General features: G+C 37.7%; 17 protein-coding genes. 13 read left to right on the top strand and 4 right to left on the bottom strand.

Annotated elements, in window-relative coordinates:
* Nucleotides 1–19: 19 nt before the first annotated feature.
* From KHA97_RS15720 to KHA97_RS15695, 6 genes are all read left to right on the top strand, one after another.
* Entirely contained in the window at nt 20–616 is a 597-nt protein-coding gene (locus KHA97_RS15720; protein ID WP_213125640.1) for an NUDIX hydrolase, read from the top strand.
* Nucleotides 617–819: 203 nt separating this feature from the next.
* On the top strand, nt 820–1566 hold the full coding sequence (locus KHA97_RS15715; protein ID WP_213125639.1) for a YqjF family protein: 747 nt from the start codon (nt 820–822) through the stop codon (nt 1564–1566).
* Nucleotides 1567–1683: 117 nt separating this feature from the next.
* Nucleotides 1684–2244 carry a DEAD/DEAH box helicase family protein gene (locus KHA97_RS15710; protein ID WP_213125638.1) on the top strand — a complete coding sequence of 187 codons (561 nt, stop codon included), beginning with the start codon at nt 1684–1686 and terminating at the stop codon, nt 2242–2244.
* Nucleotides 2245–2256: 12 nt separating this feature from the next.
* The gene (locus KHA97_RS15705; RefSeq protein ID WP_213125816.1) at nt 2257–2697 is read left to right on the top strand and encodes an NUDIX hydrolase; all 441 of its coding nucleotides are present in this window, start codon (nt 2257–2259) and stop codon (nt 2695–2697) included.
* Nucleotides 2698–2757: 60 nt separating this feature from the next.
* The gene (locus tag KHA97_RS15700; RefSeq protein ID WP_213125637.1) at nt 2758–3111 is read left to right on the top strand and encodes a VOC family protein; all 354 of its coding nucleotides are present in this window, start codon (nt 2758–2760) and stop codon (nt 3109–3111) included.
* A gap of 510 nt (nt 3112–3621) precedes the next feature.
* On the top strand, nt 3622–3996 hold the full coding sequence (locus KHA97_RS15695) for a hypothetical protein (RefSeq protein WP_213125636.1): 375 nt from the start codon (nt 3622–3624) through the stop codon (nt 3994–3996).
* 229 nt (nt 3997–4225) lie between these two features.
* Here the strand turns inward: KHA97_RS15695 and KHA97_RS15690 are convergent, their stop codons facing one another.
* Both KHA97_RS15690 and KHA97_RS15685 read right to left on the bottom strand, forming a co-directional pair.
* Nucleotides 4226–4720, bottom strand: a complete 495-nt coding sequence (locus KHA97_RS15690; protein WP_213125635.1) for a VOC family protein — start codon at nt 4718–4720, stop codon at nt 4226–4228.
* A 107-nt stretch (nt 4721–4827) separates the two neighbouring features.
* Nucleotides 4828–6285 carry a glycoside hydrolase family 18 protein gene (locus KHA97_RS15685; protein ID WP_213125634.1) on the bottom strand — a complete coding sequence of 486 codons (1458 nt, stop codon included), beginning with the start codon at nt 6283–6285 and terminating at the stop codon, nt 4828–4830.
* 389 nt (nt 6286–6674) lie between these two features.
* Between KHA97_RS15685 and KHA97_RS15680 the strand changes: the two genes are divergently transcribed.
* The 3 genes from KHA97_RS15680 to KHA97_RS24305 all read left to right on the top strand — a co-directional run bounded on the left by KHA97_RS15680 (nt 6675) and on the right by KHA97_RS24305 (nt 8287).
* Nucleotides 6675–7214, top strand: coding sequence for a dihydrofolate reductase family protein (locus tag KHA97_RS15680; protein ID WP_213125633.1), 540 nt, complete (start codon nt 6675–6677; stop codon nt 7212–7214).
* Nucleotides 7215–7316: 102 nt separating this feature from the next.
* Nucleotides 7317–8141 carry a putative RNA methyltransferase gene (locus KHA97_RS15675; RefSeq protein WP_407658029.1) on the top strand — a complete coding sequence of 275 codons (825 nt, stop codon included), beginning with the start codon at nt 7317–7319 and terminating at the stop codon, nt 8139–8141.
* Between the two features lie 17 nt (nt 8142–8158).
* On the top strand, nt 8159–8287 hold the full coding sequence (locus KHA97_RS24305) for a hypothetical protein (protein WP_267912436.1): 129 nt from the start codon (nt 8159–8161) through the stop codon (nt 8285–8287).
* Between the two features lie 217 nt (nt 8288–8504).
* On the opposite strand, the gene KHA97_RS15670 is transcribed toward KHA97_RS24305, so the two are convergent.
* Nucleotides 8505–9080 carry a DUF421 domain-containing protein gene (locus tag KHA97_RS15670; protein ID WP_213125632.1) on the bottom strand — a complete coding sequence of 192 codons (576 nt, stop codon included), beginning with the start codon at nt 9078–9080 and terminating at the stop codon, nt 8505–8507.
* Between the two features lie 571 nt (nt 9081–9651).
* Between KHA97_RS15670 and KHA97_RS15665 the strand changes: the two genes are divergently transcribed.
* From KHA97_RS15665 to KHA97_RS15655, 3 genes are all read left to right on the top strand, one after another.
* Entirely contained in the window at nt 9652–10941 is a 1290-nt protein-coding gene (locus KHA97_RS15665; RefSeq protein ID WP_213125814.1) for a GntP family permease, read from the top strand.
* Between the two features lie 56 nt (nt 10942–10997).
* Nucleotides 10998–11774, top strand: a complete 777-nt coding sequence (locus tag KHA97_RS15660) for a 3-hydroxybutyrate dehydrogenase (protein ID WP_213125631.1) — start codon at nt 10998–11000, stop codon at nt 11772–11774.
* Between the two features lie 355 nt (nt 11775–12129).
* Nucleotides 12130–12963: a DUF899 domain-containing protein gene (locus KHA97_RS15655; RefSeq protein ID WP_213125630.1), complete on the top strand. Its 834-nt coding sequence runs from the start codon at nt 12130–12132 to the stop codon at nt 12961–12963.
* 149 nt (nt 12964–13112) lie between these two features.
* On the opposite strand, the gene KHA97_RS15650 is transcribed toward KHA97_RS15655, so the two are convergent.
* Nucleotides 13113–13517, bottom strand: a complete 405-nt coding sequence (locus KHA97_RS15650) for a DUF2500 domain-containing protein (protein WP_213125629.1) — start codon at nt 13515–13517, stop codon at nt 13113–13115.
* Nucleotides 13518–13750: 233 nt separating this feature from the next.
* Here KHA97_RS15650 and KHA97_RS15645 point away from each other — a divergent pair, with 233 nt between their 5' ends.
* Complete coding sequence (locus tag KHA97_RS15645) at nt 13751–14584, top strand: alpha/beta fold hydrolase (RefSeq protein WP_213125628.1); 834 nt, start codon at nt 13751–13753, stop codon at nt 14582–14584.
* Nucleotides 14585–14693: the final 109 nt, after the last annotated feature.

Here is a 14693-nt window from a genome sequence, read left to right as displayed (position 1 = left end):
AATAGGAGATTAATAAGTCATGGAAACTGAAATTCTAAACGCATACGATGAATTCGGAAACTTAATAGGGAAAAAATCTCGGAGAGAAGTACATACAAAAGGGTACTGGCATGAAACGTTTCAATGCTGGATTGTTGGGAAAGAGAACGAGACGAATTATATTTACTTCCAAATTCGTAGTGATGAAAAGGCTGATTTTCCAGGGCTTTTAGATATTTCGGCGGCCGGCCATATTCTTGCACATGAAACGGTTGAAGATGGGATTAGGGAGGTTCAGGAAGAATTAGGGATTGATGTATCGATGAACGAGTTAATCCCATTAGGTGTCATTAAGAATACAATTATAACGGACAATTTCATCGATCATGAGTTTGGGAACAATTTTTTATATAAATCGGAACAACCATTAACATTTAAATTACAGGTTGAAGAGGTCTCAGGAATGGTAAAAGCCAATGTTAAAGATTTTTATCAGTTTTGCTTCGGCGAAATAGAGGAACTATTGGTGCTTACAGAAACTGAATCTATTCGTCGATACATAAGCAAGGATGATTTCGTGCCACATGAAGATTCTTATTTTAAAACTGTCGCGGAACGGATTGCTGTACATATTTGAAGTATAGTGCACTCGGTTCAAATAGCGGGTAGCCTTACAGAATTCCCCTAATCCAAATCATGCAGCATCGGCTACAGTAAAGTCTCTTCTATTCTCTCAATCAACTCAGCAAAAACAGCCTCCGTTTTTTTACTGGATTAATAGTGTATAAAATAAGGGAACTAAGAGTATAGAAGAAAGAAATTAAGAAAGGGGCAGACGTGTTGCATAATGAGTTTTTGGAAACAGACCAACGTCCTTTTCCTTTGCCCAGCAAACCGTGGGTATTAACCCAAACGTGGAATCATCTGCTTTTTTGTCATTGGAGAGTGCCGGTAGAGTTATTAAGGGCTCATGTTCCAAATCATTTGGAATTGGATCTCTTTAATGGAGAAGCCTGGATAGGTATTATCCCATTTGAAGTGAATCATATGAGATTGCATGGAATCCCTGAAATTCCGTATCTTAATTCGTACCTAGAACTGAACGTACGTACTTATGTTAAATATAAAGGAACACCTGGAATCTACTTTTTTACGCTTGATGCAGATAAATGGATGGCTGTAATCGGAGCAAAAATCGGTGCCTTTCTTCCTTATCGGCATGCCTTAATGAGAATGAAAATAAAAGAAAATAAAGTTGATTTTCAGAGTGAAAGGAAGCATCCGGGGAGCTTGAAAGAAAGTCTTGATATTCATTATCAATCTGATTCTGATCTTTTTTTGCCAGAAGTTGAGAGTCTTGAATACTGGCTGTTTGAACGATACTGCTTCTTTATTACAAAGGGAAAACATCTATACCGAGGAGACATTCACCATGATCGGTGGCGGGTGAGTAAGGCGAAAGCGACGATTCATGTTAATTCAATGGTTCCTTTTTTACCACAAAAATACTTTGATAGGCAGCCCCTTCTTCATTTTTCTGCTTCTAAACAAGTTTTTGCTTGGCCGATTAAGAAAATCCATTATTAATTATCTAATGATTTCTAGATAGGTATCGTAGTTACCTCGAACCTTTAATAGAAAATAAAAAGGGAAATGGAATGTCTTTAAAGAATGTATTCATATAAAAAAGAAACGAGGGCGTCTATGAAGTTTGTATTAATCGTTGGCCCACAGGCTGTTGGAAAAATGACGGTTGGGCAAGAATTGGAGAAAATCACAGACCTGAAGCTTTTTCACAATCATATGACAATCGAAATGGTAGCCCCATTTTTCAGTTATGGAACGGATGCAGGGAAGAGATTGGTGAGGCTTTTTCGTGAGGAGATTTTTAAGGAAGTAGCGAATAGTGATTTGCCAGGATTAATTTTTACATTTGTTTGGGCGTTTGATTTAAAGGAAGATTGGGATTACGTTAACGAGATTTGTCATCTTTTTGAGTCAAAGGGCGGAACTGCGTATATCGTTGAGCTTGAAGCCGATGTTGAAGAAAGATTGGAGCGGAACAAAAGCCCACATCGACTAGAGCAAAAGCCTACGAAAAGAGACATTGAATGGTCGGAACGTGATTTGCTCAAAACAATGGAAGCGTATCGATTGAACTCACTAGAAGGAGAAATCAATCGGGAACATTATATGAGAATAAACAATACGAATATAAGTGCTGAGGAAGTTGCAAAAATGATAAAAGAGCGATTCTCTTTATAAGAGGTGATCAAACTGGATTACGTAATGGAATTGAGGAAATTAGTTGGTCACAGACCACTTATTCTTACTGGTTCTGTTGTACTGATAATGAACGAGAAAAAAGAGTTGCTGTTGCAGCACCGAACGGATGGGGGCTGGGGCTTGCCAGGCGGATTAATGGAGTTAGGAGAAAGCTTGGAAGACACAGCAAGGCGTGAAGTGAAGGAAGAGACGGGGCTTATAATAGGAGAACTAAAACTGCTAGGTGTGTTTTCAGGACCTGAATATTACTTTAAGCTGCAAAATAAGGACGAGCTATATTGTGTTTCCGCTGTTTATATGACGAAAGATGTTCAAGGAAATATTGAAATTAATAAAGAAGAATCTGTCGATCTACAATATTTTAGCTTGGATCAATTGCCTGATGGACTTCTCGATGAGTATCGTAGTTACATAGAAGAATTAATGAAATAGAAGGAAAATCGGTTCTTCGTAAAGAAGTAGGTAGCAATACAAAAAAGAGGAGTGTTGGCCATGAAAAGTCCCGTTTTAAATGAACTCGGCGGTGTCTTTATCCCAGTAAGTGATATTGAAAAAGCCCGCGACTGGTATTGCGAACTTTTAGGTGTTCCAAATGATGGGGAAATTCCGTTTGGCCATCTGTATGTTCTACCAATGGAGGGGCCGGATGTCGTATTAGATAGCAAAATATATTCGCCAGATCGGATCATCAAGTCTCCAATCATCCAATTTGCTACAAATAATATCGAAGAAGCATTTAGCTATGTAAAAAGTAAAAACGCAGAAATTTTAACCGAGATCGAAAATGGACATTATTTTAATTTTAAAGACCCAGATGGAAACCACCTTATGATGTGTCGTTGCTAGTAATAGGATGATCGGGTTCCATACAAGGGGGCGTTCAAAATAGTATTTCGAAAGTTATTAGCGTCTCTTCTAGCCTCAATCATTGTATTTTTTATCGTCCCTGTATTTTTTACTTATAATTCATCTGAATACTTTCTAGTAGGTCTTGCCGTAAGTGGATTTACAGTTCCAGTAATGGTTACCGTAGGAGTACTTTCCTCGTCAGTAATTGATTCAATAAGTAAACAGAATCATTGGGGCTGGTCATATATAAAGCATTTAGCATGTGGGATAATTTGTGCGGGGATATTTTCAATTTGGGTTTCTTTTTATATTTTTATCACCGCCGCGAAAATTGCTTTTACATACGTATCAATCTTTTTTGTCATTGATAAAGTTTTGAAATATCTCGATGAAAATAAACAAAGCACTGCCATATAAAAGGGAGCTACATCTACAAAATAGGGATAAACCACTTTCGCCGCGAATAAGTATAGTAAATCTTAGTAAACGTGCAAAGGGTGTTTGGACTTGGGAAAATTTAAAGAGCAGACTATACTACTTAGAATTAGCTGGATGTTCCTTCTTATTACTGGAATTGGGATTCTGGGCTTTGGGATATTGGTTTCCGCGTTTCCACGAATTGCTGGATCTTATGATTTGGGAATCGTGCGTGCGCTTGGCATTGCAACGACTGGGATGGGTTTTTTCGGTATCCTGATCACTCTCATGCCTTTTAGAAGAAAAGAAAGATGGGCATGGCTGACTCTCTGGTATTACCCGATCTTCTGGACATTGCATTTAGTGTGTGGACTGCCGCCAGGGAATGATCATATTCATCAAATTGTCTTTATTCTCATATCTCTTCTGGGATTAATGCTTCCAATCAGACATTTTTTCCCGTGAAAAACATCCAATAAAAAAAACAAAAAGCATTCATTTAATAAAGGAGCTATTTCTACCAATTAGTAGATCCAGCTCCTTTTATCTAGGCTCTGTTATCCTTGATTGTTGATTTTTGGCCAAAAGAAAAACCGCCCTATCAATTATAAGGCGGTAAATTCTGAACTAACGTTTTCCGTTATCAATGACTCGTGGTACGGTCTTCCCCCAGTCTGTAACGGCAAAGTGCACTTTATCCCTCATACGCTTGCATCAAAGTTTTTATGTCAATTTTACTCCTCGTTTGGAGCAATGCATTCATAACTCTTTCCGATTTTTCTGGATCTGGGTCGCTTACCATCTCGGTTAGAGTGGAAGGAATAATTTGCCACGACACGCCATACTTATCTTTTAGCCAACCGCAGTTTTGAGCCTTTTCATCTCCGCCTTCGGAAAGTTTTTCCCAAAAATAGTCCAATTCATCTTGATCTTCACAGTTCACGATAAATGATATTGCCTCTGTGAATTTGAATTGCGGACCACCATTTAATGCTACGAATTCTTGTCCTTCCAGTTGAAAATCCACGGTCATTACTGTTCCTTCTGGTATCCCGTGATCATTTTTGCCATGGTGAGTGATTCTTCCTATCTTCGAATTTTTAAAAATAGAAGTGTACAACTCTGCCGCCTGTTCGGCTTGTGTATCGAACCACAAGTTTGGCGTGATTTTTTGGATTTTGTTATTCATAATTTTTTCCACCTTAATATTCAAGCGTTTTAGTAGGTTTATACACAATACAGTTTGGCATAAAAAATGAGCCATGGATTCTTTTAAATTGCCTTTATCTAAAGCAATTAATTCGCAATCATTTTCTTCAAAAACTCCACAATACCCTGCCTCGATTCAGCATCGATATGTTTCCCATTCATCCCTTCCACAAATTTTAGTGTGTTATTCAAATGCTTCTTGCGCTGATCGTCTGTTTTCGCATTTTCAGCGGATTTTATATGAGCAAGGAGTGCATTTTGTTGACCGTGATCAATGGTTGCTTTATCTACTAATTGATAAAGATTAGCAAAAGTTGGTTCGATGTCCGGGCCTTTCAAAACATTGTATATTTTAGATAGCAATTGATTTCTATAATCCTGACTAAGCTCCCATATCATTGCCCCGCCTAGCCCGCGATCTCGGATGTACTCTGCTTTTAAACCAATCGATTCTTCGTCATCGTGACTGATGAAATGGAGAGTTTCTTTGTTAAATAAGTAAGGCACTTTCGATCCTTCATTCCAAAAACGCTCATATCCATTGTTCAACAAGTCTTGACTCATAATGTTATTGTAAGTGATGGCGCCACTACCACCGCTCACTGGCTGACGGAGGCCATTATTTTCAGTTGATGTTACGTTGTACTGATAGCCATAAAATGGAATACCCATTACAAGCTTGTCCGCAGGAACGCCAGCATCTAAATAAGCTTGAATGCCTCTATCGACACTATACGTTTTACCATTGTCATCGAAGAGCGGTGCCGTGAAATCAGCCACTGATTCCCAAGGTCCATGAATATCATAGGTCATGATTTGAACGTAATCTAGATATTGATGAGTGAAGCCGAGTGACGCATTACTAGCAAAGGACGCAGTGGCACCACCTGCAATCGTAAGTAAGTAATGCTTCCCGTCTTTTTCACCTTGCTCGTCCAATTTTTCACGCACTTTTTCCAGTAAAAGAGGGAAATTCTCCTTATCGGCTGGGTTTGGATAAGTTCCCGTTCCACCGCCGGTAACCGGATACTCCCAATCGAGGTCAACCCCATCAAAACCATATTTCAAGATAAAATCTACCGCACTTTCAGCAAAAATAGTCCTTGATTCTTCATTGGCAGCTGCTTCCGAAAAGTTTGCAGAGCCCTCCCAGCCACCAACTGAAATCAATGTTTGTAAATGCGGATATTTTTCTTTTAATAAAGCAATTTCTTCAAAATTTATTGGATCAATTTCAGGATCACCCATAACGACCTTTAAATCATTACTAATGACCGCGAAGGCATAATTAAGATGCGTTAGTCGACTGGCGTCCAAATCCCTCATGATGTTAAAAGATCCGTACGTCGACCAGCTAGCAAAGTAACCAACGACACGATTGGCAGGTGGTTTGTCTGCAGGTTCCCAAGCTTCTGAGGTTGTTGTGACATTAGTGTTAGATGAGGAATCAATATCAGGAGTCTGGGCAGCTACTAGGTGAAAAGCTCCAAATACATTTCCGAATAAAAGTAAAAGTAGAGCTAAAACAGAAACCCTTTTTTTCACACTCTTTCCTCCTCGATATATTGGATTTAAAACGACTAAAACAATACCCTCCTTTCATTCTATTGAACTATTCTTTTAGGTTCATTATAAAACAATTAAAATAGTATTCTATATGATTATTGATAATTCTAATAATTCGTTCTTTTATCATAGGTAAAAATCACCATGTCTATAGGCTCTCTTGGAATATTCGACATCGGTAGTGCCAAATAGTTATAATTCTACTTCAATAATTATCTCATTTAAATGGAAGGTATTTTATATGGCAACGCAGTAATAATGAAAATAGGATATTCAGGCGAAAAATAACAATTATACAAAGTATCTTTTTAGCGGCTAGATTGGAACACAAAAATCAATCAAGTTTTCTTAAAGGAGAGGGGAATAAAATGCGTAAACTAATTGTTCAAGAATTGGTATCACTTGATGGCTTTTTTGCAGGGTCTAACGGAGAAATTGATTGGCATCATGTGGATGATGAATACGACGAGTACGCTAAAGGCTTTCTCAATTCAGTAGATTTACTATTATTTGGACGGGTTACGTATCATCTTATGGAAAACTTTTGGCCAACTGCGACTAACGATATTGCCTACAAAATGAACACGTTGCCCAAGATTGTTTTTTCAACGAAATTAGAAAAAGTTCAATGGCAAAATACAAGGCTGATAAAAGAAAATATTGTTGAAGAAGTTAAGCAACTCAAGCAGTTGCCGGGTAAAGACATGGCGATATTGGGAAGTGCTGATTTGGCTTCATATTTGATGAATGCAGGATTAGTTGACGAATTTCAAATTACGATTGTTCCCGTTGTTTTAGGAAATGGTAAGCCTTTGTTCAAGGATATCCATGATAGAGTAGGCATGAAATTGTTAAGATCAAAGATGTTTAAATCTGGGAATGTTCTACTCTATTACGAACCACTTTGAGTGTGAAAAAAAAATTAATAAACGCTTCTTTATTTAAACAAGACAAGTAATAGAAATAGATGCATAATGAAAAAGAACGGAACTGCGATAGAGGTGTACATATTGAAGAAAAAAGAAAAAAGTGCTTTTTATATGCAGCAATTTGAATCTATTTTTCAATGCCCTGTTTGTGCTAGCGCCATGAAAATAGTGGAAAATAAAAGTGTGGTTTGTGATCAAAATCATACATTTGATATTGCAAAACAAGGCTATGTCAATTTCCTGACTAGACCTGTACGTTCGGAATACGATAAAGATTTATTTGAAGCTCGAAAAATAGTGATAGACAGTGGATTGTATAAGCCCCTTCACTCAAAGATTAGGGAAATAATGGGTGAGGAAAAAGCTCTGAAAGTACTCGATACAGGTTGTGGGGAAGGTTCGCATTTATCGCATATTCTTGGGACTTCAAGCGAAGCTGTTGGCGTCGGCATTGATATTGCGAAGGAAGGAATTTTATCTGCATCAAAATATTACAACGATATAATTTGGTGTGTAGGAGATCTCGCAAACAGTCCTTTTAGAGAGGAATCCTTTGATGTTGTCCTAAATATTTTGTCGCCGGCCAATTACATAGAATTCAATCGGCTGTTGAAGCAGGATGGGCTTTTAATAAAAGTGGTTCCGAAGAGCGGCTACTTAAAAGAAATTAGAGAAATGTTTTATCAAGAAACGTATTCCAATGAACAAACAGTTGAAAGATTTATAGAGAGGTTCCAACAAGTAGAAACATTTGAACTATCCTACAAAATTCCTTTAAATCAAGCTCTCATCCAGCCTTTACTGCGAATGACACCTTTAACATGGAATAAAATCGAAGCAGACAAGGAAATTCACCTTCCAGAAATCAGCATCGATTTGGAAATTTTAGTAGGAAGAAAAAATTAAACATAAGAGGTTTTATCATGAATATAAATTCAATCATATTTGCAGTCATTGCCGGTATTCTTACTTTCATTATAGAGGGCGAGCCGAGCGGCTTACTCGTAACCAACATCCTAATAGGGTCAATTGCAGGAAAGTTATTAGATTAATTCGAACTGGGGAATTGTGGCTTTGAAAAAAGATGAATCGTTTATAAAAAAGTTGCACTGTTTTACCCCTTGGACATGAATTGTCCAAGGGTCTTTTTTTAAGGTAAAAAAATTCCATTAACAGGCCAGATTCTTAAATTAGATTTTGCGGATCATAATTAGAAAGCCAGTAAATGGGTAAACCTAATTAGGGAGGTTTATTCTCAAAATTATTGAACTAATTTTGCTGCGTAGATTTTTCCAATGAGTTCAATTTTTGGTCCTTCTGACCCTGTTCATTAACGGTAAGATTCTGGAGTATATTCGATTGAAGTTGATTCAAAGTTTGTTCTAATTCTCCAAGTGTTACCGGCTTAGCATGTTTCATTAACTCATACCCCAGTTCCCCAGTAACCTCAATCGAAGCAGTTTTAACATCGGTGATAGAAGAAATTCCGTTTTCTCGTAATCTTCCTTCCAACTGTTCAATGGTCATGCGTAATTTTTTTAGATTGTTGGATATAATGATTCCATTCTGGATAACCAGTGTTTCCTTCCCTATAAATAACTTTTCAAAAATATTAAATTTAGTGGTTAAAAACTGAGTTAGTAAAAGAAGTGCAATAAGAGTACATAAAACAAATATTGTTTTTAATAAGCCATTTTCTGAAATAGCATGACCTGTTGCTGATGCAATCGCCAAAACTGTTATAGTTTCTAATCCTGTCATTTCAGCTACTGTTTTTTTACCTGCAATCCGAAATAAACAAAAACCAACAAATAAAATTGCTAACGATTCAAAAATATAATTCATTTCAGCCCTCAATTTTTAATTAATAAACGCTATTTTTAAATTTCCCTTTGTTTTCTTAAAAATACATACAAAAGTGATTAACGAAGCAGATTTAAGGTGATTGTATTAGGAGAATAAGAAATTGCTGAGTTAGTCAAGGAATTGGAGAAGATGGAATTTAGAAAAATTGAGGATAATTGGAATTTACCTGGGCAGTAAGTCTATTTGTAGCTTTTTTTGTTAAGCTGATGGAAGTAGAGTAACTATTTATTACGGTTAAAAGTAAATAAATTAGAATCGGCATAAATAAGGAAAAAGCGATTTGCTTTTTTCAATCGCTCCAAAACAAAAGTCCTGTTATCAAGTAATTAACACCATACTTAATGCCGCATTTTACAGCAAAACTAACACAAAAAAAGGAGTTTGGATAACCAAGCTCCTTTTTTGATGTTTTGTATTGGTCTACCTTCAACAATCTCGCTCGTTTCTTGAATAAGTAATAATCAACTTCTTTTTAAGTAGTTTAATATAAAAGTGATAGGGTAATTTATTGTTTGACAGCAAACAATGAAATTAATAGAGGTGAATATCTCTGCTTAGTATAGTTGTTGGCTTAGTGCTACTAATGGCTTTAGCTTATTTTGGTTGGTCCATAATTTGGGTGGCCCCATTAGTAGCTGGAGTTGTAGCCCTAATGACGGGATTAGATGTATTTGAAATGTATACAGGAACTTATATGGATGGTTTAGTTGGGTTTGTTAAGAGTTGGTTTCCTATTTTCTTATTAGGAGCCGTTTTTGGAAAGTTAATGGAAGAAACAGGTGCTGCTAGATCGGTTGCTCAAAAGGTAACTAAGCTAATTGGTAAACAGAGAGCCATTCTTGGTGTTTTAATAGCTGCAGCCCTTCTAACATATGGTGGAGTTAGTTTATTTGTAGTTGTATTTGCAATTTATCCAATAGCGAGTGAACTATTCCGTGAAGCAAATATTTCAAGGAAATTACTAGTTCCTACTTTTGCGCTTGGAGCATTTACTTTTACCATGACTGCTGTGCCCGGAACACCACAAATCCAAAACCTCATCCCAATGGAATATTTTTATACTACTCCAACCGCAGGTCCTGTTATCGGAATTGTAACGACATTAATTATGGCAGTTGGTGGATATCTTTGGTTAACTTACACTGAAAAAAAACTTTCCGCTAAAGGAGACGTATATATAGAACCAGAAGATGTATCAGAAACGGATGCAAACAAAAAAGATGAAAAGGTTCCAAACTGGATATTATCTTTAATTCCACTTCTAGTTGTTGTTGTGTTACTCAACATCGTAAAAATGGAAGCTCTATATGCTTTATTACTTGGAGTAATAAGCATTATGCTTCTTAATTACAGGGATTGGAAAAAGTTTGTCTTCTCTATTAACGAGGGTGCAAAAGGTTCTGTAATGGCTATTCTTAATACAAGTGCTGCTGTTGGTTTTGGGGCTGTTATTGCAACCGTTCCTGCATTTAAAGACATCACTTCTTGGTTATTTAATCTTTCTAGTAATCCATTAGTTGCTGAATCACTTGCTGTACAAATTATGGCTATCATCACTGGATCAGCTTCAGGTGGAATGGGTATTGCCCTTACTACTCTTGGCGATACATTTTATAACCTATCCCAAACTACGGGAATTAGTCCAGAGGCTTTCCACCGAATGGCTTCTGTAGCATCAGGTGCATCGATATTTCCTAATAATGGTGCGCTGTTAACTCTTTTAACAGTTACAGGATTAACTCATAGAGAGACCTATAAAAATGTATTTATAGTAGCCTTTTTAATCCCTACTATTGCCATGATAGTTGGAATTATATTGGGTGCAATCGGTTTAGTTTAAAAACAGAAAATCGATAGTCCCTAATAAATTTACATTTATAATGGAGGTATGTTGTTTTGGTTAATAATAAAGTGGTTATGATTACAGGATCAGCTCGAGGTATTGGATTTGAAATTGGTAAACACTTTGCCGCAAATGGTGCTAAAGTGGTCCTTTCTGATATTAATGAAGAAGGGGTAAAGGAAGTGGCAGAATCACTTAAAAAACTTGGCTATGAATCAATTGGTATTAAAGCAGATGTTACGAGTGAAGAAGATCTTCAAAATTTAGTCAATGAAACGAAAGAAAAATATGGCCGAATCGATATTTTAATAAATAATGCTGGGTTACAACATGTAGCTCCAATTGAAGAGTTTCCAACTGTTAAATTTGAATTAATGATTAAAATCATGTTGACCGCTCCATTCATTCTTACAAAAGCAGTGTTCCCTATTATGAAAGAGCAAGGTTGGGGCCGAATTATCAACATTGCTTCTATTAATGGCTTAATCGGGTTTGCTGGTAAAGCAGCTTACAACAGTGCTAAACACGGTGTAATTGGTTTAACAAAAGTAGCGGCACTAGAAGGAGCTAACCATGGAATTACAGTGAATGCCCTTGCACCTGGTTATGTAGATACTCCACTTGTTCGCGGGCAAGTTGCCGATTTAGCAAAAACTCGTAATATTCCTGAAGATCGCGCTCTAGAAGAAGTGATCCTTGCTGAAGTCCCGCAAAAGAAATTACTAGACGTAAGCGAAGTTGCTGATTATGCTCTATTCTTAGCAAGCGACAAAGCAAAAAGTGTAACAGGACAAGCTGTAGTAATCGATGGCGGTTATACTGCTCATTAAATAATTTTAACAAATTTTTTCTAGAACTCTGTTCAATAATTTAAACAGAGTTCTTTTGTTATTATTTTAACCCTATAACAAGTTGTTTTTTCTCTTGGATAAATTCTTCTTCAACTATCTGGCCCGTTTGATGCGTACCATCTCTATATTTCAATTTTGCTATATTTCCACAATTTTCCTCCATATTTTATTCATTTCACTCCATATTGTCTCTTTCATAACAAACTACATATAAGGACCAGTTAATAGAAAAAAAGCGATGAAAGAAAATAGAGGAAATGTTTTTAGCAATGTAGAAGAAGTCCATAACCATCGTGTTTGATAAGCTTAAGAAAACAAAAAAGGAGAAGACGATATGAAAAAAACGCAAATTCATACTCAACTTCCAAAGGTCGTGTCGCGTGACCAATGGCTTGTTGCTCGTAAGGAACTGCTGGTCAAAGAGAAGGAATTCACTAGAGCACGGGATGCGCTGAACGCCGAGCGCCGTCGACTCCCAATGGTAGAGATTGAAAAGAACTATGTCTTCGAGGGGCCACATGGCAGGGCTAGTCTGCTTGATCTGTTTGAAGGACGTTCTCAGCTTATCGTTCAGCACTTCATGTTTGATCCTGATTGGGAAGCGGGTTGTCCGGCTTGCTCTCTCGCTGCGGACAACATCGGCCATCTCGCTCACCTGCATGCACGTAACACGTCACTGGCTCTGATATCCCGTGCTCCACTTCCCAAACTCCAACGCTACAAGGAACGCATGGGTTGGAATATTCCTTGGTACTCGTCCTTCGATAGCGACTTCAACTATGACTTTCATGCTACACTGGACGAATCCGTCGCTCCGATCGAATATAACTACTTGACCAAGGACGAGCTTGTTAAGAAGGGCGTACCCCTTGATTCCGTACAGTCAATGGAAGTGCCTGGGTTTAGTACTTTTCTTCGCGATGGTGAAAGGATTTTTCACACGTATACGACTTACGCCCGTGGAACTGACCTACTAATTGGCACCTTCAACTACCTCGATTTAACAGCTCTTGGGAGGCAGGAGGACTGGGAACAACCACCTGGACGCAGTGACGGCAACGGCAAGACATGGCTTCGTCGTCATGATGAATATGAAAACTCATTTGAATCAGATTCTTGTTGTCATTCAAAAAAAGCGATTTGTAATCAATGTAGTTCATCTATATAAATATTAGTTAACAGATGTTTAAGAAACGGGCTCACGAACGGAATAAGAAGTGTGCCCGTTTCGATTGGATGCAATTTCAATTTCGCTCAGAGATGAGCTTTCGCACGATTTTATCATTGATGATTTACTTGAGTTAATAGATGTTTTCCCTAGCCTAGATTCCTCTCAAATCCAAGATAACGTGTCCCTTGAAAAGTAAGAACGCCCACATCACCTTCTGCTAGCTGTCCATATTCTGTCCCGGATACTATGAATTCCGAGCGATCGCCACTTTCAAACTCAAAAGTGACATAATACGTTGTACTTGTATGATGTGAGTGAATTTCATTCGTATCCATTTGGGAATGTCTACTAACATTTGTCCTCTTTGTCTTTACAACGGCGGGGACAGATAAGCGTGGCGATTGCTCATTTTTTTGCCATTGGTTAATTCCTTTGGCAGCCCCAACGATAATAGAAATAATAACAATTACAAAGATAATACCGATAAAAATTGGCACAAGATCAAACATAGAATTTTCAAAGCCCGAAAAGAAAACTTCCTCTACATCCATGTCCATCACCTCAATTCATTTATTTTATTACGTTCAATTTTCCCAGAAGGTTTCAACAGTTTTTTCACCATACATCAAGGTTGCAGGTAAATTCCAAAACCCTAAAGAAAATAATATCTATAAAATATTTTTTATAATTGTTTCCACTGTGTCGTTTTAATTTATTCCTAATCGTTGTATAAGTAGAAGCTCGAAATGATAATAGAAAATTTCACATATGAAAGGAGATTCAAATGTACACAGTCATTTCAAAGGATGGAACAAAAATCGCATATGACAAGGTCGGTCAAGGGCCAGCTCTAGTAATGGTTGCAGGTGCTTTCAGCTATCGAAAATTTCCAGGGCAGGTTCAGCTAGCCAATCTGCTGTCGGAGCATTTTACTGTTTACAATTACGACCGGCGTGGACGAGGTGATAGCGGAGACGCACAGCCTTACGATATAGCACGCGAAATTGAGGATCTTGAGGCAATACTCGATGAGGCGGGTGGTTCTGCCTTTGTTTGGGGATTATCATCAGGAGCCGTTCTTGCACTACGGGCAGCTGCTAGCGGATTAAACATTAAGAAATTAGCCCTTCATGAGCCTCCATTCGTAGTAGATGCTACCGATCCAAAACCGCCCGAAAATTTCGTATCCCGTGTTACTGAACTAATTGCTGCTGATCGTCGGGAGGAGGCTGTTAAGTATTTTATGACGAAGGGCATGGGAGCGCCAACATTCGTTGTCACTATGATGAAAGTCATTCCTGGGGTGTGGTCTAACCTATTGGCCGTGGCACATACACTCCCTTACGATGCAACACTATTGGAAGCATATATAGGTGGTAACTCACTTTCCTCAGAAGAGTGGAGAACGGTCACAATGCCTACGATTGTTTTAGAAGGGACTGAAAGTCCGGCTTCGCTGCGTCATGCTTCTCGAGCGCTTGCCAATGTACTTCCTAACGCGAACTTGATAAGTAAAAAGGGTCTTGGCCATACAAAGAAACTCAATACAAAGATGATTGCTTCGGAACTGAATGAGTTTTTTATGGAAAAAATTCCAACCCTTTCAATAAAAGATTAAGGTAAAAGAACTTTCTTTTAAAACAATTTGTGGAGTTTTTTCATTATGTCGATTTTGTTCTTTAATGATCGTCATTATAGTAGAAAAACAAATATTAAAATCCTAAGGA

Origin of the sequence: Lederbergia citri, assembly GCF_018343625.1 — a bacterium.
In the GTDB taxonomy this organism is placed as follows: Bacteria; Bacillota; Bacilli; order Bacillales; family Bacillaceae_C; genus Lederbergia; species Lederbergia citri.
The sequence above is the reverse complement of the archived record's forward strand: the minus strand, read 5'-3'. Positions and strand labels throughout refer to the sequence as shown.